The sequence below is a fragment of the Bifidobacterium primatium genome (assembly GCF_002802875.1).
GTDB lineage: Bacteria > Actinomycetota > Actinomycetes > Actinomycetales > Bifidobacteriaceae > Galliscardovia > Galliscardovia primatium.
In genome coordinates this window covers 392,201-414,722 of sequence record NZ_PEBI01000003.1, presented here as the reverse complement: position 1 = coordinate 414,722, position 22,522 = coordinate 392,201, and the positions used below count along the sequence as shown (strand labels likewise).

At 65.5% G+C, this 22,522-nt stretch carries 21 protein-coding genes and 1 tRNA gene; 13 read left to right on the top strand and 9 right to left on the bottom strand.

The window, feature by feature from the left end:
* Positions 1 to 30 precede the first annotated feature (30 nt).
* Genes holA through tsaD form a run of 5 tightly spaced genes read left to right on the top strand, consistent with a single transcriptional unit; the run spans position 31 to position 4,022 of the window.
* Positions 31 to 1,002 (top strand): DNA polymerase III subunit delta, encoded by a 972-nt coding sequence (gene holA, locus CS006_RS07865; RefSeq protein WP_100511236.1) that lies wholly within the window; start codon positions 31 to 33, stop codon positions 1,000 to 1,002.
* A 49-nt stretch (positions 1,003 to 1,051) separates the two neighbouring features.
* On the top strand, positions 1,052 to 1,579 hold the full coding sequence (gene tsaE / locus CS006_RS07860) for a tRNA (adenosine(37)-N6)-threonylcarbamoyltransferase complex ATPase subunit type 1 TsaE (RefSeq protein ID WP_100511311.1): 528 nt from the start codon (positions 1,052 to 1,054) through the stop codon (positions 1,577 to 1,579).
* Between the two features lie 30 nt (positions 1,580 to 1,609).
* Complete coding sequence (gene tsaB / locus CS006_RS07855; protein ID WP_100511235.1) at positions 1,610 to 2,416, top strand: tRNA (adenosine(37)-N6)-threonylcarbamoyltransferase complex dimerization subunit type 1 TsaB; 807 nt, start codon at positions 1,610 to 1,612, stop codon at positions 2,414 to 2,416.
* Positions 2,416 to 2,979, top strand: coding sequence for a ribosomal protein S18-alanine N-acetyltransferase (gene rimI, locus CS006_RS07850; protein WP_100511234.1), 564 nt, complete (start codon positions 2,416 to 2,418; stop codon positions 2,977 to 2,979). The genes tsaB and rimI overlap by 1 nt, the downstream gene beginning before the upstream one ends.
* Positions 2,976 to 4,022: a tRNA (adenosine(37)-N6)-threonylcarbamoyltransferase complex transferase subunit TsaD gene (gene tsaD / locus CS006_RS07845; RefSeq protein ID WP_100511233.1), complete on the top strand. Its 1,047-nt coding sequence runs from the start codon at positions 2,976 to 2,978 to the stop codon at positions 4,020 to 4,022. The genes rimI and tsaD overlap by 4 nt, the downstream gene beginning before the upstream one ends.
* Positions 4,023 to 4,101: 79 nt before the next feature.
* Here the strand turns inward: tsaD and CS006_RS07840 are convergent, their stop codons facing one another.
* Entirely contained in the window at positions 4,102 to 4,395 is a 294-nt protein-coding gene (locus tag CS006_RS07840; protein WP_100511232.1) for a helix-turn-helix domain-containing protein, read from the bottom strand.
* Between the two features lie 182 nt (positions 4,396 to 4,577).
* On the opposite strand from CS006_RS07840, the gene CS006_RS07835 reads away from it, so the two are divergent.
* A complete protein-coding gene (locus tag CS006_RS07835) occupies positions 4,578 to 4,799 on the top strand; it encodes a hypothetical protein (RefSeq protein WP_133119549.1) in 222 nt (73 codons plus the stop codon).
* 169 nt (positions 4,800 to 4,968) lie between these two features.
* On the opposite strand, the gene CS006_RS07830 is transcribed toward CS006_RS07835, so the two are convergent.
* Positions 4,969 to 5,045, bottom strand: a tRNA-Arg gene (locus CS006_RS07830).
* 164 nt (positions 5,046 to 5,209) lie between these two features.
* Between CS006_RS07830 and CS006_RS07825 the strand changes: the two genes are divergently transcribed.
* Positions 5,210 to 6,622, top strand: coding sequence for a Na+/H+ antiporter NhaA (locus CS006_RS07825; RefSeq protein WP_100511230.1), 1,413 nt, complete (start codon positions 5,210 to 5,212; stop codon positions 6,620 to 6,622).
* A gap of 259 nt (positions 6,623 to 6,881) precedes the next feature.
* Positions 6,882 to 7,646 carry an LOG family protein gene (locus CS006_RS07820; protein ID WP_243386940.1) on the top strand — a complete coding sequence of 255 codons (765 nt, stop codon included), beginning with the start codon at positions 6,882 to 6,884 and terminating at the stop codon, positions 7,644 to 7,646.
* 126 nt (positions 7,647 to 7,772) lie between these two features.
* Here the strand turns inward: CS006_RS07820 and CS006_RS07815 are convergent, their stop codons facing one another.
* The 3 genes from CS006_RS07815 to CS006_RS07805 form a co-directional block, all read right to left on the bottom strand.
* A complete protein-coding gene (locus tag CS006_RS07815) occupies positions 7,773 to 8,471 on the bottom strand; it encodes an O-methyltransferase (protein WP_100511229.1) in 699 nt (232 codons plus the stop codon).
* Between the two features lie 59 nt (positions 8,472 to 8,530).
* Positions 8,531 to 9,490, bottom strand: a complete 960-nt coding sequence (locus tag CS006_RS07810; RefSeq protein WP_165777295.1) for a succinate dehydrogenase/fumarate reductase iron-sulfur subunit — start codon at positions 9,488 to 9,490, stop codon at positions 8,531 to 8,533.
* Between the two features lie 149 nt (positions 9,491 to 9,639).
* The gene (locus tag CS006_RS07805; protein WP_100511228.1) at positions 9,640 to 11,502 is read right to left on the bottom strand and encodes an FAD-binding protein; all 1,863 of its coding nucleotides are present in this window, start codon (positions 11,500 to 11,502) and stop codon (positions 9,640 to 9,642) included.
* 49 nt (positions 11,503 to 11,551) lie between these two features.
* Between CS006_RS07805 and CS006_RS07800 the strand changes: the two genes are divergently transcribed.
* Positions 11,552 to 11,890 carry an MGMT family protein gene (locus tag CS006_RS07800; RefSeq protein ID WP_423734835.1) on the top strand — a complete coding sequence of 113 codons (339 nt, stop codon included), beginning with the start codon at positions 11,552 to 11,554 and terminating at the stop codon, positions 11,888 to 11,890.
* A 4-nt stretch (positions 11,891 to 11,894) separates the two neighbouring features.
* Here the strand turns inward: CS006_RS07800 and CS006_RS07795 are convergent, their stop codons facing one another.
* From CS006_RS07795 to CS006_RS07785, 3 genes are read right to left on the bottom strand one after another with little or no spacing between them, the layout of a single operon-like run.
* Positions 11,895 to 13,346, bottom strand: coding sequence for a DNA-processing protein DprA (locus tag CS006_RS07795; protein WP_100511227.1), 1,452 nt, complete (start codon positions 13,344 to 13,346; stop codon positions 11,895 to 11,897).
* Between the two features lie 19 nt (positions 13,347 to 13,365).
* Positions 13,366 to 14,901 (bottom strand): YifB family Mg chelatase-like AAA ATPase, encoded by a 1,536-nt coding sequence (locus CS006_RS07790; protein ID WP_100511226.1) that lies wholly within the window; start codon positions 14,899 to 14,901, stop codon positions 13,366 to 13,368.
* Positions 14,901 to 15,383 carry a YraN family protein gene (locus tag CS006_RS07785; protein ID WP_243386917.1) on the bottom strand — a complete coding sequence of 161 codons (483 nt, stop codon included), beginning with the start codon at positions 15,381 to 15,383 and terminating at the stop codon, positions 14,901 to 14,903. The genes CS006_RS07790 and CS006_RS07785 overlap by 1 nt, the downstream gene beginning before the upstream one ends.
* A 366-nt stretch (positions 15,384 to 15,749) precedes the next feature.
* Between CS006_RS07785 and CS006_RS07780 the strand changes: the two genes are divergently transcribed.
* The gene (locus CS006_RS07780) at positions 15,750 to 17,066 is read left to right on the top strand and encodes an O-acetylhomoserine aminocarboxypropyltransferase/cysteine synthase family protein (protein WP_100511306.1); all 1,317 of its coding nucleotides are present in this window, start codon (positions 15,750 to 15,752) and stop codon (positions 17,064 to 17,066) included.
* A 281-nt stretch (positions 17,067 to 17,347) separates the two neighbouring features.
* Here CS006_RS07780 and CS006_RS07775 read toward each other — a convergent pair whose 3' ends face one another.
* Positions 17,348 to 18,481, bottom strand: a complete 1,134-nt coding sequence (locus tag CS006_RS07775; RefSeq protein ID WP_165777293.1) for an ROK family transcriptional regulator — start codon at positions 18,479 to 18,481, stop codon at positions 17,348 to 17,350.
* Positions 18,482 to 18,611: 130 nt separating this feature from the next.
* Here CS006_RS07775 and CS006_RS07770 point away from each other — a divergent pair, with 130 nt between their 5' ends.
* The 3 genes from CS006_RS07770 to CS006_RS07760 all read left to right on the top strand — a co-directional run bounded on the left by CS006_RS07770 (position 18,612) and on the right by CS006_RS07760 (position 22,517).
* A complete protein-coding gene (locus tag CS006_RS07770) occupies positions 18,612 to 19,787 on the top strand; it encodes a pyridoxal-phosphate-dependent aminotransferase family protein (protein ID WP_165777292.1) in 1,176 nt (391 codons plus the stop codon).
* Between the two features lie 203 nt (positions 19,788 to 19,990).
* Complete coding sequence (locus tag CS006_RS07765) at positions 19,991 to 21,466, top strand: MFS transporter (RefSeq protein ID WP_100511305.1); 1,476 nt, start codon at positions 19,991 to 19,993, stop codon at positions 21,464 to 21,466.
* Between the two features lie 160 nt (positions 21,467 to 21,626).
* On the top strand, positions 21,627 to 22,517 hold the full coding sequence (locus tag CS006_RS07760; RefSeq protein ID WP_243386915.1) for an ABC transporter ATP-binding protein: 891 nt from the start codon (positions 21,627 to 21,629) through the stop codon (positions 22,515 to 22,517).
* Positions 22,518 to 22,522: the final 5 nt, after the last annotated feature.

Here is a 22,522-nt window from a genome sequence, read left to right as displayed (position 1 = left end):
TTGTCCAGCACTGACGAGAGATTAGGGACTATGGCAGCAGGCAAGAACAGCGCGGTGCATATCGTATACGGGGGAGACCCGTTCCTCAACGACCAGACGGTCCGCGACCTATGCCGCAGCGAATGCGAGCGACGGCCCGACGCGGAGCTCATCGAACTCGACGCCGCCGACTGCGACGCCTACGCGTTCGACGAGGCGGTAAGCCCCTCGCTGCTTTCCGACGTGGCCGTGGTCCGCGTCGCCAACCTGCAGCAGGCCGACGACAAACTCGGCGACGCCATCGTCGCCTACGCCAAACAGACGCGCAGACAGCCCGGGAACGTGAGCGTGGTGATCTGCCAGCATGAAGGCGGCAGCAAAGGCAGGCGCGTGGTCGACGCCCTTGCCCGCGTCGGTGCCGACAAGGTGGCGGTGCCCGATCTCAAACGATCCGACGCGAAAATCAACTTCGTCTACCAGCGGTTCGAACGGGAGGGCCGTCGCATCGATCCCATGGCCGCCCAGCAGCTCGTCAACGTCCTGGGCGATAGAACCGGTGAGCTCGCCGCCATGTGTGCCCAGCTGTGCTTCGACTTCGACGACGAGGTCATCGGCATGGACCGCGTGAACCAGTATCTGACCGCGAACGCACAGGTCACCGGGTTCACCGTCGCCGACAAGGCCCTTGCCGGCGACGTCGCCGGCGCGATCGTCGCCATGCGGTCGGCGATCGGGCAGGGCACGGATCCCATAGCGCTGATCGGTGCCCTGGCCATGAAGCTGCGCACCCTCGCCAAGGCGTCTGCGGTACGTGCCGGGACGATAAGCCAGGCCGAGGCGAAAACCAATCCATGGGTGCTGAAGAACGCTCAGCGTCAGCTTTCCGGCTGGACCTCCGCAGGGCTCGCGCACTGCATCGGCATGCTGGCATGGGCGGACGAGCAGAGTAAGACGAATGGCGGCGACCCGGTCTATGCTTTGGAGCGGACCATCGAAACCATCGGCGTGAAAGGACGGCACTGAAGTGACTGCGGCACCGACCGTTACCATCGAGGCTCCCACGGCATCGGACATGCGACGCATCGGCGAACGCCTCGCCGGCATCGTGCGTGGCGGCGACGTGCTGTTGCTGTCCGGGCCGCTCGGAGCGGGGAAGACCACGTTCGCCCAGGGCTTCGGCAAAGGGCTCGGCATAGACGAGCCGATCGTATCTCCGACATTCACCATCGCCCGTGAGCTCGACGGCCGTTTCGCCGACGGCTCCAAGGCCCATCTGGTGCATGTGGACGCCTACCGTCTGGGTGGAGCGGCCTACGCCCCCGGCGAGGACGCCGTCGACCGTCTGCTCGACGAGCTCGAATCCCTCGGTCTGGACGAGCAGCTCGAGGATCCCAGCGACGACACGGTCGTGCTCATGGAATGGGGCGAGCAGATGGTCGCCGCCCTCGCGTCGGAACGCCTGGAGATCCACATCGACCGGCCGCTAGACGCCGGCCGTGCGCCGGACGCGGACGACGAGCTGACCAGCGCCGGGACCCGCACCGTCACGCTGGTGCCCGTGGGCGGCGCATGGGCCGGCCGCGTGTCCTGCGCGTTGTAGACTCTTACAGGTCGTAACAAGGAGAATCATATGGGATGCACGCTGGTTATCGACACCTCATACGGGTCGACGGTCGGCATCGTGGGTCATGAGCCGATAGTCGAGACCGATTCGCGAACGCACGTCGAACGGCTGCGAAACAACATCGCCCTCGCCGTGGAGCGTTCCGGCAACACGCCGCAGGACATCGACACGGTCATCGTGGGCACGGGCCCCGCGCCGTTCACCGGCCTGCGCGCCGGCATCGTCACTGCCAAGGCGTTCGCCTTCGCCACCGGTGCGAAGCTCATCGGACGCAACGTACTCGAACCGCAGGCGCGATGGAACCTCATCCGCCGGGGCGGGGCCGGAGCATCCGACGATACGAGGACGCGACGTACGCTCACGCTTGCCGTGAACGACGCGCGTCGCAGGCAACTGTACTTCGAACTGTGCGAGGCCCCGGCCGTCGATGGCGAACATGACGGGACGGCCGTGCGTCCGATCATCGACATGGACATCGACTATCCGGCATCCATCGTCGAACGTGTGAACGATGCGGTGCGTGCCTGGCGGGAGCGAAACGGCGACGACGCGGTCGTCGACGTCATCGGCCACGGCGCCGACCGATACGCCGATACGCTTTCGGCCATCGAACACGTGGGCGACATCGTCGACGAATCCGTGCTCGACGGCGGCGAACAGGGTCTTGCCGTCTTCGCGCATGACGCGCTCCTCGCCTACGAGCGCGATCCCGAGACACCGGTCGAACCGCTGTACCTGCGTCGTCCCGACGCGCAGATACCGGCGCCGCTCAAACATGTGCTCAACCACGCCGGTGCCGAAAGGACCGCATGATGCTGCACCGTCTGGAGGAACTGGACCGTGAGACCGCGGTCCGGGCCCTGCGCGACATCGAACTCGAACTGTTCGACAACCATGCATGGAGCGAGAACTCCATACGCCAGGAACTCGACGCGCCGGCGCGCACCTACCTGTTCGAAACCGCCGAAACCGACGGCGCGGCAGGAGACGCGCTCGCCGCATCGGACATCCGAGGCTTCGCCGGATTCTGGTATGACGGCGACGATGCGGAGATCATGGACGTGGGCGTGCGACGCAATGCCCAGCGCCGAGGCATCGCATGGCGGCTGATGACCGCGCTCGTCGACGAGGCCGAACAGCAGGGCGCAAACCGCATGCTGTTGGAGGTGCGCGTCGACAACGCCGCCGCACTCGGCCTGTACCACAGGCTCGGATTCCGGCGCATAGGACTGCGCCGACGCTACTACCAGCCCGAAGGCGTCGACGCCTACGTGATGGCGTTGGAACTGAAACGGCGCGTCGTCGGATTCCAGCCGGCGACCGCAGCCGCCGAACATACCGGAGCAAGCCGCGACAACGGGGAGAGGAACATATGAGCGAGCCAATCGTACTGGGCATCGAATCCACCTGCGACGAAACCGCCGCCGCCATCGTCCAGGGCCGGACGCTGCGGTCCAACGTGGTCGCCTCGTCCATGAACGAACACGCCCGCTACGGCGGCGTGATACCGGAGATCGCCTCGCGCGCCCACGCCGAGGCATTCGTGCCGGTGGTCTCCAAGGCGCTCGCCGACGCCGGTCTTCGCATCGGCGACGTCGACGCCATCGCCGTCTCGGCGGGTCCCGGCCTGGCCGGGTGCCTGGCCGTCGGCGTCTCCGGCGCCAAGGCGCTCGCCTATGCGGCGAACAAGCCCCTATACGGCATCAACCATGTCATCGGCCATATCGCGGTCACGCAGCTGCAGTTCGGTCCGTTCCCCGACGACACCATGGCCCTTATCGTCTCCGGTGGCCACACCTCGCTGCTGCATGTGCGCGACGTGGCACGGCATGTCGACGTGGTCGGCACCACATTGGACGATGCGGCGGGGGAGTGCTTCGACAAGGTGGCGCGTCTGCTCGGATTCCCCTATCCGGGAGGGCCCCACATCGACCGTCATGCACAGGCGGGCGATCCCCACGCCATTCGGGTGCCCCAGGGACTGACCCAGGGCAAGGCCGCCGCGAAGCATCCCTATGACTTCAGCTTCTCGGGCGTCAAGACCGCCGTGGCACGCTGGATCGAGGAACAACAGGCCGCCGGAAGAGACGTTCCCGTCGACGACGTATGCGCGTCGCTGGCCGACTCGGTGGCCACGGTGCTGGCCAGGAAGGCCGTCAGGGGATGCCGCGCGAACGGCTCCGATACGCTTATCGTCGGCGGAGGCTTCTCGGCGAACTCCCAGTTGCGTGAGAAGCTTCTTGAGGTGGGCGCCGATCACGGCGTGCAGGTGCGCATTCCGAAGATCGGCCTGTGCACCGACAACGGCGCGATGGTCGCCATGCTCGGCGTCAACCTCGTCGAGGCCGGTGTGAAGCCGAGCAGCCCCGACTTTCCCATCGACTCGGCCATGCCGATGTCGAAGATCGTCATGGAGTAGGGGGGGCGGGAGACGTCGTGGGCCGGTCATGCATCGTCATGGCGGGCCGGTCCGCGAGACACGCCCTGGCCGGGCGCCTCTAGGCGTGTGGATCCCTGCTGTCCGTCGTGCCGTGGTCGCGGCGTTCCACGTATTCCTGCTGGAACAGGTCCAGCATCGAGATGTTCATCGCGTCGCAGACCGCCCACATGTTGTCCAATCCCATGGACTGCTCTCCGCGTTCGATGCGGCCCATGTAGGAGCGGTCGAGCCCGGCGTCAAGCGCCAGCCGCTCCTGACTGAGGTGACGCTGTCTGCGCAGTGCCGCAACCGCCCGTCCGAATGCACGTCGGCGTTCGATTCCCTTGTCTTCGGTGATATCCGTCGCAGTCATAGGGGCTATCGTCCGCGTCGCACATGGGCGAGTCCACGGCTTATAGTCCGCATTTTCGACTAGGTTGGTAGCCAGCGCTTCGGCTGTGACTCGGCCGGAAATGGATTGGCGGGAGGTAGGGGGCTATGATGGCTTCCGACCGGTAACGTCATGCATGTGAGGAATGGTGCATATTGGATATCTTGGCTGAGCTTGCATACATCGGGCATAACACGGCGGCTGTCAATCACCTGCTGTCCAACATCGACGACGATACGCTTGCCGAGGTGTACGGGCACCTGAACACGCCCGAATCCTCGTTCTATCGTAATGTCGCCGGCGTTGAAATGATGCGCAGGGGCTTGCCCATCGATGATGACGCCGACGAGTTCTTCATTCATCGGCGCGACGACGGCGAGCTGTGATGCGATGGGCCCCTCCGGCGCGTTCGGAGGGGCCCATCGTCATTGTTCATCGTTCATGCCGTGCTGTTATGGAATCGATTCACTGTGAATGGCATGAGCCGTAGGCTCAACGTTTGCAATCGGGGGTCATGGTACGAAAAAACCCTTCGCGTATGCGAAGGGTTCCAAGTGGTGCGCCAGACAGGATTCGAACCTGCAACCTTCTGATCCGTAGTCAGATGCTCTAATCCATTGGGCTACTGGCGCATGTCGTCCATTCAGACAACTCATTTAATATAACGTTTGATATCAGAATATGCAAAACCCGGCGTGTCGTCTAAGATGGACGCCGTGCGCGTCCGACGCGAACCGAGGGCCAAACGTCCGCATATTGGTAGAATTGTGTGGTTTTTCACGCAACGGAAGGAAACATGGTGTCCTCAACAACCGTCAGCGGGGTATGGGCTCGGATTCGGCGTATCGCCGCCTCCGACACCATATCCGGTCTGGTCATGCTTGGTTTCGCCCTGGCCGGCCTGCTGCTCGCCAACATACCGGCGAGCGCGCATGTGTTCGAGATGGTGGCGGAGACGCATGTGGGCGTCCCCGCCACGAACATCGAACTGCCGATAGGGCACTGGGCCCAGGATGGGCTGCTCACCATATTCTTCCTGGTGGTGGGGCTGGACCTCAAACAGGAGTTGACCACCGGTTCGCTGGCCAACCCCAGGGCCGCCGCCGTGCCCATGGCGTGCGCGGTCGGCGGCATGGCCGTGCCTCCGCTGATCTTTCTCGCCGTCTCCACGATGTTCTCGCGGTTCGGTCCTGGCGGCGCGGGCATGGAGACCGTGGCCACGGGCACGGTGCTTCCCGGTGCGGAGATCGCCCAGGGATGGGCCGTGCCGATGGCCACGGACATCGCGTTCTCCCTGGCCGTGCTGGCGTTGTTCGCCAAAGGCCTGCCGGGCGCCATCCGTGCGTTCCTCATGACGCTTGCCACCGTGGACGACCTGCTGGCCGTGATCGTCATCGCCGTATGCTTCTCCTCGCTCAACGCCTGGTATTGGTTCCTGGGCATCGCGCTGTGCGCTTTCGTCTGGGCCCTGCTGGTCAAGCGGCGCCGGGTGCCGTGGATCGCCGTCGGTGTCGTCGGCGTGCTGGCCTGGGTGATGATGTTCGAGGCGGGGGTGCATCCCACACTCGCCGGCGTGCTGGTGGGCCTGCTGACCCCGGCTCGTGAGATGCACGGCGAGGCGACGCCGCGCGCGGAACGCTATCGTGACAAGCTGCAGCCGTTCTCGGCGCTGCTGGCGTTGCCTCTGTTCGCCCTGTTCGCCACGGGCGTGCGGTTCGAGGCGTTGAGCCCCCGCATGCTGTTGTCCCCGGTGGTGCTTGGCATCGCCTGTGCGCTGGTGATCGGCAAGCCCGTGGGCATCATGCTCACCGCATGGCTGTCCACGCATGTGGCGGGGCTGCGGCTGGCGAAGGGGCTGCGTGTGCGGGACCTGTTCCCTGCGGCATGCGCCTGCGGCATCGGCTTCACCGTGTCATTCCTCATCGCGTCGCTGGCCTATGCGGATTCCGAGCTCTCCGGTGAGGCACGGTTCGGCGTGCTGGTCGGTTCATTGGTGTCGGCGGCGATTTCCGGCGTGCTGCTGAGCCGACAGGCGAAACGGTATCGTGCCGCTGCGGCGTCTGCTGCGGTCGACGGCGTGGATTCCATGGCGGATGTTGCAGCCGACGTCGTGGAGCACATGAACGAGGACGGCACGGTGAGTGTGGATGCCGCCGAGCTGAGCCCGCATGCGGTGGAACGGTATCGCAGCCGACGCGACGGGCGGTGAATGTCCGCTGAACAGGTGGAGAACTGCCCGGCCGTCGGAGGTGTCGCCGCGGCGGCGCCTATCAACGCCTGATACTCTGGCATGAGTCGTGAAGGAGCTGATGCCAATGGCGAAGATGGTCAGGACCGGGGAATCATCCGGCAAGAGCGGCAAAAAGAAGAGCAAGTCCCGCACCGTGGACGCCGCCAAGAAGAAGGATAAGCACACCAAGCGCAAGAATCTCGAGACGCTTGCATCGCAGGACGACTCGGATGCCGTAATGGACGAGGAGCAGATCGCGCGTCTACAGGATTCCCCTCTGGGCGACACCTACTATCGCGGCCCCGTGGTGATGCGCGGCTCCATGATTCCGAAGGACACCACCAGTGGCAATCTGCTGCGCAGGGACGACCGCACGGATTGGCTGCATATGGACCCATGGCGCGTGCTGCGCATCCAGGCCGAATTCGTCGATGGATTCGGTGCGCTCGCCGAAGTGGGTCCTGCGGTGACGGTCTTCGGCTCGGCGCGCACCCAGCGCAGCGATCCCTCGTACAAGGCCGCACGCCGCATGGGGCGGCTGCTGGCCGAACGCGGCATCGCCACCATCACCGGAGGCGGGCCGGGCGTCATGGAGGCGGCGAACCGCGGTGCGTCGCTCGCCGGCGGCAAATCCATCGGCCTCGGCATCGAGCTGCCTCATGAGCAGGGGCTGAACAGCTATGTGAACCTGGGCATGACGTTTCGCTATTTCTTCGTGCGTAAGACGATGTTCGTCAAATACTCGTCGGGCGTCATCGTATGCCCGGGAGGATTCGGCACCCTCGACGAGATGTTCGAGGTACTGACGCTGGTGCAGACGCACAAGGTGACGACCATGCCCATCGTGCTGTTCGACAGGCAGTACTGGCAGGGCCTGTTCGACTGGATCCAGGGGACGTTGCAGGAGCGCGGCATGATCTCGTCGATCGATCCCGGACTGATTACGCTGACCGACGACCCGGACGAGGCCGTGGAATACGCCACTCATTTCATCGACCGCTGACGGCATCCCGCCGATGACGAAACGGGCCGTGGTCCGCGGCGGCATATACTACCGCCGCGGACCACGGCCCGTCGTTTGAGCGTACTGTGTGCCTGAGCGTACTGTGTGAGCGTGTATCGTACCTGCTCAGGCCTGATCCGGCACCTTGACGCTGAGCATCAGACCGGTGCCCGTCGGGATGATCGTCGAATCGAAGCGTTCGTCGCCTTCGGCGTCGTCGATGAGCTGACGCATGCGTGTCGCCTTGGCGCCGCGGTCCGCGGAGTTGAGCAGCCCACCGCGAGAATCGGCATTGTCCAGGGCCAGCACGTCGCACAGCACCAGTATGCCGCCGTCGCGGAGCAGCCGGTGCGCCCTGTCGAAGGCGTCCTCGTAGTTCTGCTCGTCGCCCGTTATGATGACCAGGTCGTAGTCGCCGGCGTTGAGGCGGGGGAGGAACACATCGAGCTTGGCATTGACCACGCGCAGTTTGATATGGGCGTCGGACGGCAGTCGGTTGAACGTCCTGCGGATGAGCGCCGTTCCCTGCGCCGAGGAGTCGACGGCGGTGAGCTGGCGCGGAACGTCGGGGCGCATGGCGTTGAGCGCCTCGATGATGTGCACGCATTCCGTCACCGCTGCGGTGCCGAGCACGATCACCGAACGGGCCTCGATCTGCCGCGCCTCGAATGCCAGGAAGCACGCCTGGGCGGCCGACCCCTGGGAGAATCCCGCCCCCTCGGCCTCGAGGCGCAGCCGCCGCAGCGAGTCCGTCTCGTTGTCGAGCGCAAGGTTCTCGATGAATTCCCAGCCCTTGGCGGTGTTCGTGAAATCTTTTCTGTTCATCGGTGCTTCTCTACCATGTCCTTTGTGCGCATGTCCTTCTGTGCACGTCTCGTTCCAACCTACTGCAACTGCGCCTTCGCCGCATCCACTTTCTGAATGGTCTGCCACAGCTCCTCGCCGACGTCGATGCCCTTCGGGCAATGCATCGAGCAGGCGCGCACGGACTGGCACGCCGCCGAGCCGTCCGGACCCATCAGGGCGGTGAGACGCGCCTGGAACGCGGCGTCACGCGAATCATTGAGGAATCTCGACGACATGATCATGGCGGCCGGACCGACGAACGCCTCGCCGCCCGCATATACGGGACAGCTGCCCTCGCACACGCCGCAGGCGATGCAGTTGCTCAGCAGCTCGTATCGCGCCAGCTCATCGGGATGCTGCAGATACTCGAACACATTGACCTTGCCCTCGGCCGTGGTCTTCAACTCGTTCTTCGCCTCGAGATAGGGCTTCAGTCTGCGGATCTGGTCAAGCATCGGATCGATGTCGGCGATGAGATCTCGACGGGTGGGGAATCCGGGCAGCGCCGCCAGTTCGATGACCAGGGGCGTGTCCGGGGCGAGCGCATCGAGATCGATGGCATGCTCGGAGGAGTCCAGCGGCTCGCCGGTGGGACGGAATCCGTCCTCGTTGGCGTACTCGGGGGAGTCCGGACGGGCCCAGTCGCGCACCTTCGCCGTGCACAGCAGGGTCGGCGTGCCATTGATGGCCACGGCGTCCGAGCCGCACATGCCATGGCCGCACGAGTAGCGGAACGCCAGGGAGGGGTCCTGGTCGCGCTTGACGGCCAGCAGACAGTCGAGAACCGAGTCGTCGGCATGAGCGAGGACGGTGTAGTCCTGCGACCAGCGCTTGCCGCGAACACGGTTCGAACGGGACTCGGAGCCGTCGCCGCCGAACGGGGACTTCGAACCGAACGGGCTGCCGCCGCGTCGACGGCCCGGCCGCTCCGGTTTCGGGGTGAAGCGTGCGACTCGCAGGGTCACTGAGAGCATGCGTTCTGCCGCGGCAATGGTCATTTCGTTGGTTCTCCTCAATACAGTTGCTTTCCGTCACCACAGTTTAGCGTCGTCCCGGCGATGGCGGGCCGGGACGACGCAATCATCAATGAGTGTTCACGAGCGCGGCGCGCGGGAAGGGCCCATGAGCCGCGCTCGTCATGCGTCCGCTAGTAGGCGCGTGCCTTCGGCGGATAGTCGGTGATGGTGACCGGCTGCCACAGGACCTCCTGGCTCTTGCCGACCATGGAATGCGCAAGGAAACGCCCATCGTCGCGTGAGGGATAGTCGGTGCGGAACAACGCGCCGCGGGACTCATGGCGCGCATCGGCGGCAGAGAGCATGGTCTGCGCGACGACGAGCAGATGCCGCACCTCCATGATGGCGGTGACCTCCTGATTGAACGCCGCGGTGTCGCTGTGCGCCGTCAGCCGTTCGGCGCGGGGCAGCAGATCGCGTTCGATGGCGGCTTGCGCCTCGGTGAGCGTGTCATGGCTGCAGCGCACTGCGGCGGCCCGCTCCATCAGCGCGCCGAGATCCGCCATCAGGCGATAGGCGTTGTCCGCGCCGGCATCGGCGTCTCCGGTGTCGGCAGCATCCTGCGGAGCACCGGCCAGCAGCGCCTTGATGGCATGTTCACGACGGGTCGCGGCCTCGTCCACCGTCTGGTATGCATCCTCGTCGACGTCCCGGGACTCGGCGATGCGTGCGGCCAGGCTCCGGCCGGTGCGGGTGCCGAACAGGCAGGCGTCCAGCAGGGAGTTGGCGCCGAGACGGTTGGCTCCGTGCACGCTCACGCAGGAGCATTCGCCGGCGGCGAACAGGCCATCCACGCCGTGGCGGGCGCCATCGGAGAATTCATACACATTGCCGTCGGCGCCGATGGGGATTCCACCCATCGTGTAGTGCGCCGTCGGCTTGATGGGGACCAGATCCTCCGCCGGATCGAGGCCCGCGTACTGGCGAACGGTCTCGTACACCTCGGGCAGCTTCGACTTCAACGTATCGCGGCCCAACGCCCGCAGGTCGAGCCACACGCAATCCTTGGGGCCGTCCGGATCCTTCGGGTCGGCGACGCCGCGGCCGGCGTCGACCTCGGCCATGATCGAGCGGGATACCACGTCGCGGGCGGCAAGGTCGCCGTGACCGGGGGCATAGCGGTCCATGAAATGCTCGCCGTCGGCGTTGAGCAGACGGCCTCCCTCGCCTCTCGCCGCTTCGGACAGCAGGATGCCGGTATGCGCCAGGCCGGTGGGATGGAACTGCACGAATTCGATGTCCTCCAGCTGCAGCCCGGCCTCGAGGGCCAGCGCCATGCCATCGCCCGTGAGATCCCACGAATTCGACGTGGTGTGGAACAGCCTGCCGGCGCCGCCCGTCGCCAGCACGACGTTGTCGGCGTGGATGCCGTGCACCTTGCCGGAATGGGTATCGAGCACCACAAGGCCCCGCACCTTGGCGGCGCCGGAATCCCCGCGCGTGACGACGAGGTCGCTGACATACCATTCCTCGGCGAACCGCACTCTCTCCTTCACGCACTGCTGCCACAGCGAATGCAGGATCTGATGGCCGATACGGTCGGCGGCGTAGGCGGTGCGGTGCACCGGCTGCTCGCCGAACCTCGCCGTATGCCCGCCGAACAGGCGTTGGGCGATCGTGCCGTCCTCGTTGCGGGAGAACGCCACGCCGTCATGCTCCAGTCCGATGACGGTGCGAGGCGCCTCCTCGGCGAGAATCGCGGCCATGTCCTGATCCACCAGCCAGTCGCCGCCCTTGATGGTGTCGTACAGGTGCCAGTGCCAGTCGTCGTGTTCGATGTTGCCCAGGCTCGCGGCGATGCCGCCCTCCGCCGAACCGGTGTGCGAACGCAGCGGCTGGAGCTTGGAGACGACGAGGATGTCCGGCTCCCTGCCTTCCGCCCGCATGGCCTCGTAGGCCTCGGATCGGAGCAATCCCAATGCGGCGGACAACCCCGCCGCGCCGGCTCCGACGATTACCGCATCATAGTGTGTTTCCAACTGCTTCGGACTCATACCCACGATTGTCGCACAAGGCCGGGCCGTAACGGCCATAATGGGGTTCATGGAGACGTTTTCGCAGAAAGTGTATGCCGTGGTGCGGCGCATTCCCCGTGGCACGGTCGCCACATACGGTCAGGTGGCGGCGCTTGCCGGCGCCCCGCGCAACGCGCGGTTCGTCGGGTTCGCGCTGCACGCCAACCCCGAGCCCGGCGTGATCCCCTGCCATCGCGTGGTGTTCCGCGATGGATCGCTTGCCCCGGGATTCGCGTTCGGAGGGCCGGAGCGCCAGAGAACCCTGCTCGAGGAGGAAGGGGTGGTGTTCGTGCCGCCCGCGGACGGCGTGAACGCCGGTGCGGGCGGCTGGCGCGTCGACCTGGAACGCTGTCTTTGGCGGGCCTGATCCGCTAGGCCGTCGCGTCCGGCTGGCGGGATGTGACGAGCCGGATGCCATCGCGTCCGGTCATGTCGATGATTCGGGCGGTTTCCAGGGCCGCCAATGTGATCTGCACCGTGGCGGCGCTGCAACGCCATGAGGGGTGCCGGCGTCTGAGATAGTCGAGTATCGTGTCGGGCGTCGCGGCTACATGCCGTCGACGGCAGCTGCGGATGGCCGTGACCACGGCCCTCTGCTGGCGGTTCAGCGTTCCGTCCGTCCCCGTCTCCCCGGCTTCCTCGTCGCGGGGTTCCGGCGGTGCGTTCCTCTCGGCGACGGGTCGGATGAGCGGGTCATGGCCTGCATGGCATATGTCGCCGATGTCGGTGGCCGAGGCAAGCAGCGTGGCCTTGCCGTCATGGACGAGCCGGTTGCATCCGGTGTTGTATGGCTCGTCGATGTCGCCGGGCGCCGCGTACACGTCACGGCTCATCTCGGCCGCCCATGTGGCGGTGTTGAGCGCCCCGGACCGGTGACGCGCCTGGGCGATGACGATGGTCCCGGCCATCGCGGCGATGATGCGGTTGCGCAGCAGGAACCTGCGGGCCTCCGGTATGGTGCCGGGCGGCATTTCGCTGACGAGCGCGCCGCCATGTTCGACGATGGCGTCGAACAACGGCATGTTGCGCGCGGGACCGCGGTGGTCGAGGCCGCCGGCGAACACCGCCACCGTGCGTCCGGCATGGTCGGGGTCGTCGCCGGCGATACGCTCGTCCTGGGCCGCGATCGCGCCCCAGTGGGCCGCCGCATCCGCTCCCATTGCGCCTCCCGAGACCACCAGATGGCCGTGGCGCGCCGCCTCGAGTCCCACGTTCCGTGCCACATACCGCCCATAGTCGGTCACCTCGCGGGAGCCGACCACTGCCACGGGCGCCTCGCAGCTCGTCAGGGCAGACGGGTCGCCCATGCCCCACAGACACAACGGCGGTGCCCAGTCCGAACGGATGGCGAGATCGTTGAGCTGCCCGGGCCATTGCGGAGACGATGGCGAGATGAGCCATTGGCCGCCGCCGCAGGTGAGCTGGTCGGCGAGTCTGCCGAACGATTCGATCCGCATGCGGGCGAGCCGTTGCCGCCAACGGGCCACGGCGGTGTGGAAGCTTTTCATGGCCTGGAGGTCCGCCCTTCGTCCCCAGCGGGTGAGTCCGGTGGCGAATATGCGGTCGAGCTGCGAATCGACCGCCGGATCCGTCGGGTTTCCGCAGGCGTCCGAAGCCCGCGAGGTTCCTTTCTCGTCATCGCCGAGCAGCCACGCAGGGCATGCGGCGTATTCGGTCCGTGCTATCAGCGTCAGCAGCAGCCGCGGGCTTGCCGCTCCCTTGAGGGCGGCGAACATCAGTGCATCCGGTCCGTCGCCGCAGAAGGTCAGCACCGCCATCGCCAGGGTGTCGGCGTCCAGCGGCAGGGTCGAGGCGTCGGTCATGGTCGTTTCCCTTCTCGTTTCATTGCAGCCTTGTACGCATGGATATGCCGCAGGCCACGTCCTCGGGGCCCGGCGACGTGCGTCCGGACACGTCCGCGAGCGTCCATGCCAGACGCAGGGCACGGTCCGCGCCGCGCAGGCTCAGGCGCTGGTCCTCCACTGCGGCGGCGACCGGGGCCATGGCCTTGCGCGACGTGTTGGCGCGCAGCCATTCTCCGCTGGCCTTGGCGTTGCAGGGCCATCCATGCATGCGGTACCGTTCGGCGGCGGCCTGGCGCGCCGCAATGACGCGCAGACGGATGTCGTGGCTGGACTCGCTCGGACGGTTCCTCTCCGATGTGAGATCCGATATCGGCGGCACCGTCACCTGAATGTCGATGCGATCCAGAATCGGGCCGGACAGCCGGTTCCAGTACCGGGTGCGTTCCTTGACGCTGCATACGCAGCGCTCGCCGTTGCCCCAGCCGAAGCCGCACGGGCAGGGGTTGGCGGCCATGACGAGCTGGAACCTCGCCGGATAGTGCGCCGTCCCCTTGGCGCGTGATATGGAGACGAAGCCGGTCTCCAGCGGCTCGCGTATGGTCTGCAGCACACGGGGCTGGAACTCGGGCGCCTCGTCCATGAACAGCACCCCGTCATGCGCGCGGGATATGGCGCCGGGGCTGGCGATGCCCGCGCCGCCGCCCACCAGGGATGCGACGCTCGCCGTGTGGTGGGGCGCCTCGTACGGGGGAACGTCGCATATGCCATAGGACGGCAGCGTTCCGCAGATGGAGCGTATGGACGCCACCTCGAGCTGCTGGCGTTCGTTCAGCGGCGGCATGATGCCGGGAAGACGGGAGGCCAGCATGGTCTTGCCCGCACCCGGCGGCCCGACCATGATCATGTGATGCCCACCGGCCGCCGCCACCTCCAACGCCCATTTGATATGATCCTGGCCGATGACCTGACGCATGTCGGGGACCTCCCTCTCGCGCAGTCCGTCCTCGATGGACGTGGGAGGGGAGAAGGCTCCGGCGTCGTCCGGTATGCGGTATTTCGCACGGCCGCCCAGATGCTCCATGAGCTCGCCTACATGGCGGACGGGCACGAGCGTGATGTCGGTCACGAGCCGTGCCTCGTCGAGGTTGCCCTGCGGGATGAACGCCCGGCGGATTCCGCAGGCCCGCGCGTGCAGCAGTATCGGCAGCAGCCCGTTGATCGGCAGCACGCAGCCGTCGAGTCGCAGCTCTCCCATCACCAGCGTATGCTCCAGGACGTCATGGGGTATGGCCCCTCCTGCGCACAGCACGCTCGCCGCGATGGCCAGGTCGTGGCTCGCGCCGCTTTTCGGCAGCGAGGCGGGGGAGAGGTTCACCGTCACCCGCGTCTGGGGCCATGCGAACCCGGTCGAGGAGCAGGCCGACCTGACCCGCTCGCGCGCTTCGGAAAGCGAAGTGTCGGGCAGGCCGATGATGGAGAAGTACGGCAGTCCGGGCGAGACGTACGCCTGCATGGTGATGGTGAAGGCCTTCAGCCCGACGAGGCCCACGGAGGTCACGGATCCGATGGCCATCAGAACGCCCCCGGTATGTGCCGGATCTGCGGGGCCCTGCGTCCGGCAAGCACGCTGAGGGCGAGTACGTCGAACCTCATGCCCATGTGCGGCACGTCACGGCCGTGCTCCTGCAGCCATTGCAGTCCGGCCCGCCGCAGCGCCATGCGCTTGTGCGCGTCGACGGCATCCTGCGGGGCGCCGAAATGCGCGCTGCGCCGGGTCTTCACCTCGACGAAGGCGAGCTGCCCCACACGGTCGATGGCGATGATGTCGAGTTCGCCGTACCGGGATCTCCAGTTGCGGTCGATGATGGTCCAGCCGCGGTTCCGTAGCCACAGGGCCGCGTAGTCCTCGCCTATGCGACCGAGCTGGCGTGGAGTGAGCCCCGGCCGGTGCAGCTGCATGGTGAGTTGGATGAGATGTTGCGGCGCATGCGTCGGCGTGGCGGCCGCATGCGCTCTGGCGTCTTGCGCCGTCTGCAGGGATGATGTTCGGTTCATGGTTCGAGTCCATCACAATCGTCGCCGGCGCGGCATGGTTTTCGGTGCATGTGGAAAACCGTGCCACCCTTGGCCGGCGCATGTGGACGACCGGCCCGTACGCCCGGCCGCATGTGGATGGTCCGGCCCCGTGTCCACAATCCGCCGGCGCGCGGGAGGCCATCGGCGTGTCATGAAAAAACCGCGGGAAAACCGGCCGCACCCAGGCGTCGACAAACCATTGGGGAACATGCGACTGGGAAAAGGCTATAACCAACCCTGATAGCCAAAAGCCCGTTTTGGCTTGAAAACAGGGGCTTCGAGCGGATATTGTCACAGTCATCAACCAAAAACAAGCCAGACACGAACTTGAAGGAGCTCACCATCATGGCTGAGAAGAACAAGAACTACCGTTTCGAAACCCTGCAGCTGCACGTCGGCCAGGAGCAGGCCGATCCGGCGACCGATTCCCGCGCCGTCCCGATCTACGCCACCACCTCCTACGTCTTCCATGACTTCGACCACGCCGAGGCCCGCTTCGGACTGGCCGACCCGGGCAACATCTACGGTCGTCTGACCAACTCCACCCAGGGCGTGTTCGAGGACCGCATCGCCGCCCTTGAAGGCGGCACCGCCGGCATCGCGGTCGCCTCGGGCGCCGCGGCCGTCGAGTACGCCGTGCGCAACATCACCCAGTCCGGCGACCACATCGTCTCCTCCAAGAACATCTACGGCGGCACCTTCAACCTGCTCAAGCACACGCTGCCGCGCGACGGCATCACCACCACCTTCGTCGATCCGGAGGTCCCGCAGAACTTCGAGGACGCCATCCAGGAGAACACCAAGCTCGTCTACTTCGAGACCTTCGGCAACCCGAACGCCGACCTGCCGGACTTCGAGGCCATCTCCGCCATCGCCCACAAGCACCACCTGCCGGTCGTCGTGGACAACACCTTCGCCACCCCGTACCTGTTCCGTCCGCTTGAGCACGGCGCCGACGTGGTCGTGGAATCCGCCACCAAGTTCATCGGCGGCCACGGAACCACGCTGGGCGGCGTCGTCGTCGAGGGCGGCAAGTTCAACTGGGCCGAGGTGCCGGGCAAGTTCCCGACCCTGACCGAGCCGGATCCGTCCTACCACGGCCTGAACTTCTACGAGGCCCTGGGCGGCGCCGCGTTCGTGACCCGCATCCGCGCCATCCTGCTGCGCGACACCGGCGCCACGCTGTCCCCGTTCGCCGCATTCCTGCTCCTGCAGGGCACCGAGACGCTGTCGCTGCGTGTCGAGCGTCATGTCGAGAACGCGCTGAAGGTCGTCGAGTACCTGCAGACCGTGCCCGAGGTCGAGTCCGTCTCCCACCCGTCCATCGAGGGCCGTCGCGACCACGAGCTGTACAAGAAGTACTTCCCGAACGGCGCCGGCTCCATCTTCACCTTCGACATCAAGGGCGGCAAGGACGCGGCACGCGTGTTCATCAACAACCTGCACCTGTTCAGCCTGCTGGCCAACGTGGCCGACGTGAAGTCCCTCGTCATCCACCCGGCCTCCACCACGCACTCCCAGGAGACGCTGGAGGAGCTCGAGGACCAGGGCATCCACCAGGGCACCATCCGTCTGTCCATCGGCACCGAGAACATCGAGGACATCCTCGATGACCTCAAGGCCGGTTTCGCCGCCGTGCGTGAGTCCGGTCTGGCCAAGTAGTCCGAAAGGACGATGGGGGAACCTTACTCCCGGCTGAAAATGCACGGGGCCCGGCGTTGTTGGGGGATGGCGTCGGGCCCCTGTCATCGTGCCTTCGTCCGAAGACACGTACATCTCCCTTCGATGTCCGCGCCGTAGGCCTTTCCTGCAAGGGGCGGACATGCGGACAAGAGGCCGAGGACGCCGATCGCCGGTATCCTCGGCCTCTTTCCGTATGCGTTGGACGTATATATACGTATATGTGGTTCCGTTCGCGGCGGTCCATATGGGACCTGCCGCGGCTACCGCCCGCAGACCTCGTCGATGAACCGCTCCACGAAGGTCAGCGCCGCGCCCAGCACGTCCTGATCGGTCGTGCAGGCGCTCTTTCGTATGGTGAACTCGCAGTCGGGGAACGAGTCGAGCCTCTGCACGCGGGCCTTGAGGTCCGCCATGTCGTCGTTGGTGAAGTACTGCCCGGCCTGCCCTCCCACGATCACGTCGCAGTTGAGCACGGTGCGCATGTTCTTGATGGCCAGCGCGAGGTTGTCGAGATAGATGTTGAACACGCGGCGATGCGTGTATTCGTCGTCGCGCACCTGGTTGAAGAACTCCTCCAGGCTTTCCTCGCGGTTTTGCGTCAGCACCCTCGCCGAGCAGTATGCGTCGAGGCATCCCTTGCGTCCGCAGTAGCAGACGGCTCCGTCCTTGACCAGGGTCATGTGCTCGATGGTGCCGTTGCGCATGCTGCTGCCCTGACGCAGGCGCCCGTCGATGATGATGGCGCCGCCCATGTACGGTTCGAGGTACACGCACAGCGCGTTGTCGATCTTCGGGTCGAGCCACAGCTCGGTCATCGCGGATGCGTCTGAATCATGGATGAACGTGCACGGATAGTCGATCTCGCGGCTGAACGTATCGGTCGTCAGTCCCGTATTGCCGAGGATCTCGCCGAACGTGATGCTCTGCCCGTCGGAGGAGACGATGCCCTGCATGCAGAACGATACCCCCAGAATCGTCCGTGACGGCACGCCGAGAGAGTCGATGAACTGGTTGACGAACTGGCAGATGCGATGGTAATACGCCGCCGAATGCGCGTATGGCAGGCGTCCGCTGGCGCGCTTGACGCATGCGCCGCGAAGGTTCACCGCGCATACGATGATCTGCTTCGCCGTCATGCGCACGCCGATCGACAATCGCGCCTGGCTGTTGAACACGTATCGTTGCGGCTTCCTGCCCCCCGTCGATTTGAACAGTCCACCACGCTGGATCAGCCCCTCGGCCTCGAGGTCGCGCAGGTTCTGCGTGATGGTCGGCAGGCTCATGTCGAGGTCGCGCATGATGTCCTGCTTGGACGAGCCGTGGTGACGGTAGATGTAGTCAAGTACCTGGTGTCGGTTATGCAGCTTGACCTGCGCAGTGGTTGCAGTTGCCAATCGAAAGCCTTTCCATCGCCCATTGTATCGGCTGACGGCACTTCTTCGAGCAACCTTTCGATAAGTGTCGTCGTTCATGTTCCGCGACTACGATGACGATGAGTGAACGTCTCGAATGATAGGAGGCATCATGACCACCGAATTCCGCACCCGCATCCCCGACCTCATGATGGCGTCGGGCCCCTGCTCGGTCTATCCGCAGGTGCTGGCCGCGATGGGCCAGCAGATGGTGCACCACCGCACCGACAACTTCGTCGAACTCATGCTGTCGGTCAGCGCCGACCTGTCGAAGCTGTTCAAGACGAACGGGCGCGTACTGCCGATCGAGGGCGAGTCGATTCTCGGGCTGGAGATGGCCGCCTACAACCTCGTCGAGCCCGGCGACGTATGCGTCAACCTGGCGTCGGGCTACTATGGAGCCGGGTACGCCAAGGTGCTGCGCGCCTACGGCGGCGACGTCGTCGACGTGGCCGTGCCGTACAACACGTCCGTGCCCATCGACCAGGTGCGCGGGGCGCTCGATCGGCATCCCGACGCGAAGGTTCTGGCCTTCGTGCACTCCGAGACCCCGTCCGCCTCCGAGAACCCGATGGAGGCCATCTGCCGCGAATGCCATGAGCGTGGCGTGCTCACCATCGTCGATTCCGTCTCCGGCGTTGGCGGCTCCGATGTGCGGTTCGACGAATGGGGGGTCGACGTATGCGTCACCGGCACGCAGAAATGCCTCGGATCGACGCCCGGCATGTCGCTGGTCGCCCTGAGCGGTCGCGCATGGGAGCGTGCCGAGGCCGTCACTGCACGGACCGGTCGATACGAACGTTCGTATCTGTCGTTCCTGCCGTGGCGGCAGTGGGTGGAGCGCGACTATGTGCCGTACACGCCGCCGATTTCGTCGATATACGGGCTGAAGGCCGCATTGGACATCATCATGGACGAGGGCGGCATCGATGCGTCCATCGCCCGTCACGAACGCGCGGCCAGGGCCACCCGTGCCGGCGTCCGCGCCATGGGATTGGAGCTATGGGTGGATGACGACGCCAACATGGCCAACTCCGTCACCGCCGTCACCGTGCCCGACGGCATCGACGATCGGAAGCTGCGCGGCATCATGGACGACGAATACGGCCTGCACATCTCCGGAGGCCTCGGCGACGAGGCCGGCCGCCTCATCCGCATCGGCCACATGGGATACACCGCCAGCCGGCAGAAGGTCGTCACCGCACTTGGCGTGCTCGGCTCGGCGCTCGCCGAGCTCGGCCATCCGGTCGACGTGACCGCCGGACTGGAGGCGGCCCTCGAGGCATAGACGCCGAGTGCCTCGGGCCGTGCCGCTTGTCTCGCCCGTGCTGCTACACTGCTCCATGCTTTTGTACCGGCTCGCAGTGGATGACATGGACCCTCAGGGATGGGATCCGTAATGGGCGTAACGAAGAGCGTTTCGAAATTCCGATGATGTGACGTAAGGATGGAATCGTGAAGGAACCGCGGCCCAAGGTGGAACACGAAACGATGACGCCCCCCTCGGGGGACGGCGGAACGGCGGGAGCCGTATCCGACGAAAGAATACCGCGCAAGCTGATAGGCGCCATCTTCGCCGTCGGCTCGCTGGCGTTCTTCGGCATCCTGACCGAAACGGTGATGACCGTGCTGTTCCCCGAACTCATGCGGGAGCTCAACGTCGGCACCGCCACCGTGCAGTGGATCACCACCATATACCTGCTGTCGGTGGCCGTCACCATGCCCATCAGCTCGTATCTCAAACGACGTTTCCCGTTGAAGGCCATCTTCGTGGCCGCGGTCGTTCTCGCCGTAGTCGGATGCGTCATCATGATCTTCGGCCACAGCTTCCCGGTGCTCATCGTGGCCCGCATCATCCAGGGCGTGGGTTCGGGCGTCGCCACGCCGCTGATGATCAACATCATCCTCGAGCAGTCGCCGCGGACGAAGATCGGTCGGCTCATGGGCGTCGGATCCCTCGTCATCACCGTGGCCCCGGCCATCGGACCCACCGTGGGCGGCGCCATCTCCAGCGTGCTGCCATGGCGTGCGATTTTCGTGCTCATCCTGCCGGTGATGGTGGTGTCGCTCATCGTGGGGCTCCTGTGCATCGAGCAGAAGACGCCCACCCAGTTCGCACAGCTCAATCCGCTGCAGTTCCTCGCCATCGTGCTCGGCCTGGCTGGACTGATCATGGCGTTGAACCAGGCCGGAGTGGCCATCAGCGAGGCCGTCAACGGTGCCCCGTTCGCACAGTCGGCGGGCATTGCCGGCGCAAGCCTTGCAATCGGCGTGCTGTCGCTGCTGTTCTTCGGATACTCGTCCAGACGGTCGTTCTCGCCGCTCATCCGACTCGGCATCCTGCGTGACCCGGTGGTGCTGCTGCATCTGCTGGCCTATGCGATACTGCCGGTGGTGGGCATCGGATTCGGCTACGTGATCACCAACCTCGCCCAGCTATCGCTTGGCACCAGCGCCTTCCTCGCCGGCGCGCTCGTATTGCCCGGCGCATTGATCGGCGCGTTCTTCGCGCCCGTAGGCGGCGTGCTCTACGACCGATTCGGCCCCACGCGTCCGATTCTTTCGGCCTTTGCCGTGGCCATCATCGGACCGGTGCTGCTGCTCGTCTTCTCCATGCGCCTGACCCCGGCGACGCTCGCCGGATTCTACTTCATCTTCGGACTTAGCTATGCGCTCGGCTACTCCAACATCATGACCAGTGCCCTGAGCGCCATCCCCGCACAGTTCACTCCGGACGGCAACGCCATCTTCAACACCATGCTGCAGTTCGGTGGAGCCGCCGGCACCACGCTGTTCTCCACCATCCTCACCATCGCCCAGGCCGGTGCCGGCGGGGAAGGCACGCCGGCATTCGCGCACGCCACTGCGGTCGGCGGTGCGTGGACGTTCGCCGCCATGATTCTCATCTGTCTGGCCGCGTTCGTGGCGTTGGCCTTCGCCTTCCGCATCCGCGCACGGCGTCGTTAGCCCGATCACGACGTTGATTATGACGGCCCATCATCCTCGGGGATGATGGGCCGTCATCGTTTTTCCGTCCCACGCATGATATGGCGGGCATCCGTTTTTCCGTAGTTTGGTAACCAGCAGGGCCGTCATGGCCCGGAGACCGAACGAAAGGAAAAAGACGATGGGTCGTCATGCGAATACGGCAGCCAGTACATTCGCCACCGGAGGCATGTCCGGCGTCGCCAGGCACGTGGCACGTTCAGCGGATGCCGCATACGGCATCCCCCTGCCGCCCGGCCGCTTGGGTGCCGCACCGGCATCGGTGGCCATCGAGGCCATCGGACTGACCAAGGACTACGGTGAGGGCGCCACCGCCGTGCATGCGCTGCGCGGCGTCGACGTGAGCTTCCAGCGCGGACGGTTCACCGCGATCATGGGGCCGTCCGGCTCCGGCAAGTCCACGCTCATGCACACGCTCGCCGGCCTCGACTCCGCCACCGCCGGGCATATCCTGTTCGACGGGCGTGACATCACCACGATGAACGACCGCGAGCTCACCCTGCTGCGCCGCCGCCGGATCGGCTTCATCTTCCAAAGCTTCAACCTGCTGCCCATGTTCACGGCCGCACAGAACATCCTCATGCCATTGACCCTCGCCGGGACCAAACCCGACCGTGCATGGCTGCGCACGCTTGTACGCACGCTCGGACTCGAACAACGCATGGACCACCGGCCGAACGAACTGTCCGGCGGCCAGCAGCAGCGCGTGGCCATCGCCCGCGCGCTCATCGCCAAACCAGGCATCGTCTTCGCCGACGAACCCACCGGCAACCTCGACTCCGTCTCCAGCGCCGAGGTGCTGGAATTCCTCAAACGGTCCGTACGCGAACTCGGGCAGACCATCATCATGGTCACCCACGACGCCGTCGCCGCATCCTACGCCGACCGCGCCCTCGTTTTCGCCGACGGCCATATCGTCGCCGACGAGACCCGACCGACCGCCGAACGCATGAACGAACTGCTCATGGAAGAGCGCCGACACTCCACCGCCGACGCCATGACCGTCCGCTGAGCCAC